Genomic DNA, 2,731 nt, shown 5'->3' on the forward strand with positions numbered 1-2,731 from the left:
AATTTACTTTATCAATTCAGCCAGGACAAAAATTCACCTCATGGCTCCTTACGAAGAGAGATTCCCCCTTCCTATCTAGCCTGAATTCTGATAAAATAACCATGCTAATTAATTTTAGTGGGAACCCTTCTCTGATTCAGTTTCGTAGGCGGAATTCAGGGAGGGGTTCTTTCCTTTCCTTTCTATTCAATTCTTCCTCTCTGCCAGTATATCCGTCAATTTACGGACAGGCAAGCATGGCTACTCTATGTCAAAATTTTACGGCTCTAACAGTGTATATTAAAAAAACGCCCGATTAAAGGCGTCATTATCGTTGTCGTTCATAAATTTAATAGGGAGCGTAATACGCGCCATGATACGAGAAGGATAACACAGGGCCAATTAGTACATTTTATTTCGCATTTTGCTGCTCCGACTATGCTATATAGACCCACTTACAGGCCCTAAAATAATTCTTTATGTAAAAAAGGACAAAAAAATAAAGCCCACCACATTGTGATGAGCTAGAAATTGTCTCTTAATATGACCTTCTAATGTTTATACTAAAACGAGTTTCTTCTATTATATATACAAAATAAAACAACCCACTCAGATTCCCTCTAACCTCGGTAACGTTCCGAAGCTAGATTCTCTCTTGGTGGGTTTCTTCATTTCTATTATCTAGTTTTCCATAATGCCATTGGGTGATTTCTAATTCGTTCTATAATCTTCTCATCTTCAAAGAGTAGCTCCGGAATGTATTCTCCATTTTCAAACCTATCCAAGAATTCCTTTTCTTCCTTCGTCAAAACCATCAGATCAGAAATGTACTCTTTAACAAGTTTCTTTGCTGGCTCCAGCTCAAAATCATCTTTTGTTTTAATGACAGGATTAAGATCTGTTTTGATCTTCCTCTTTGTAATTGAATCAATCGCCTTAGTATCAAAACTCTTGTTTATACTGTTCTTATCCTTCGCTGATATGGCTGCATAAAATACAACACACTTCTTGAGCATCTCCTCTTCCGATTCATCAAAAAGACCATAGTGAATCATATTTCTAGCATCATATAAATCCCTGGCTGCAGCTCTGCTTAAAAGCGCATTCATCTTGCTTCCGTAAATCTCAAGTGGAGCTAGAGACTTCACCTTATATTCACTGGAAAAGTGTTCAGTTATAATCGGTCTTTCTTCTGCTTCAAGAACGTGGGACCGTAATGAGTAATTGACTTCAATCTTGATATTGTCCTTATTCCCGCTGGCTCCCATGTAGTCATAAACCCAGGAGTCCAAGCTATGAGGATTTTTCGTCTTGGGATTCATTGAATACCCCTGGGACACCATATAGCGATCAATAGTACTGTTAATAACTTCTCTACTCTCAAGCATTTCTTCTCTACTGTTGGTGATTAAATAATCCAAATCTATATCTACAGAAAGACGTGGCAAGTTGAAAATCGTAAGATTAATTGCTGTGCCACCTTTCAGCGCAAGACTATCTTTAAGAATTGGATTTGTATTTAAATACTCCAAAATATCCGCTAGCCTGGTTACCTTTTCTAATGTATCCCTCACAAATCGCAGTTCTTCAGCTTTTTTCCCTAAATATATAATGTCGTAATTAGACAAGTATATCGCCTCCTTGATCCGTTATTTCAAATAGCCCTTCCGGCACCATCAGTTCCCATTCACTGTTATAGAAGCTGTCGTCCTTTGCTTCACTAACAAGGTACCGTCTGCTTTTTCCTATTTTACCTTTGCAATATTCTATGAACTCCTTCGATAACTGCATCTCTTTTCGATAATGATTAAGGAGATATCCTACCCGTTGATAAAGGCCCTGGGTATTGTATATATCAAGGTATCGCTTCAGTTTCTTTTCATCCAAGTAGTGGATGCCTTCCAGGCAGTTCAATAATTCTTCAAACCCACCTATTTTATTGAAATCCCTTATGCTGTCAACAACTGTCCGTTCCATATCAGTTATTCTAACCCCGGTGGTGTTCTTTGCTTCAAAAACACCCTCACTCATCCTTGATGCAACATATTTATAAGTGACATGATCATATTCAAAATGATTGAACTTTGTTTCTGATGAAACATACACTTCATAGAACACTTGATTTGCCAGCCCATAATATTCATATGCACTGTGGTGAGAGATATAAGCTGTGTCGGTTATGGCGCAAGCGATTTGATAACGAGTTGCTACAAGCTGCCCTGTTGTCGGATTAACCACAGAGTATATGTTCTTTCGTATCTTTTTGACCAGATCCTTTTTCATTAAACGGTCCAGCTGAGAATAAGCTGTCTTCTCATTACCTACAAGTTTTTTCACATCTTCGATTGTAAAAACCGGATACTTCGCCAGTTCAGTCAACACATCCACTTATCTCACCTCGCTTTTTTAATTTTGTCATGATTTTCTTCATATTTGAAGAATAACATTCCGTTTTTAAAAATATTATAACCATTTTTTACGGGTGCTATTCATCTTTTTTTAATTTTAGCACGTTATTCTTCAGAAGTAAAGAAAATCGTTCCATTTTTAAAAATTTTCGTATCAAGAAATTTAATATTTGAAGTGTTTCCCTTTAGCCCTATGTGTCAGAATAGTTGACAGTGGTAATTGAAAATAGTATAGTAAGTACTACTGATGAGGGGATGAATAAAATGGCATATAGTAAAGAGTTAAGGGATGCAATGGTTGCAAAGATGCTCCCACCAAACAACCAGTCCATATCCAGGATATC

The 2,731-nt window shown here is 37.1% G+C and carries 2 protein-coding genes; both read right to left on the reverse strand.

Translation table 11 applies throughout. The features are described 5' to 3' along the window. Positions 1-656: 656 nt before the first annotated feature. Positions 657-1,607 (reverse strand): nucleotidyl transferase AbiEii/AbiGii toxin family protein, encoded by a 951-nt coding sequence (locus tag T472_RS04950; RefSeq protein WP_023388116.1) that lies wholly within the window; start codon positions 1,605-1,607, stop codon positions 657-659. Continuing rightward, on the reverse strand, positions 1,600-2,367 hold the full coding sequence (locus tag T472_RS04955; protein ID WP_023388115.1) for a type IV toxin-antitoxin system AbiEi family antitoxin domain-containing protein: 768 nt from the start codon (positions 2,365-2,367) through the stop codon (positions 1,600-1,602). The genes T472_RS04950 and T472_RS04955 overlap by 8 nt, the downstream gene beginning before the upstream one ends. Positions 2,368-2,731: the final 364 nt, after the last annotated feature.

Origin of the sequence: Youngiibacter fragilis 232.1 (assembly GCF_000495435.3) — a bacterium.
Lineage (GTDB): Bacteria > Bacillota > Clostridia > Clostridiales > Clostridiaceae > Youngiibacter > Youngiibacter fragilis.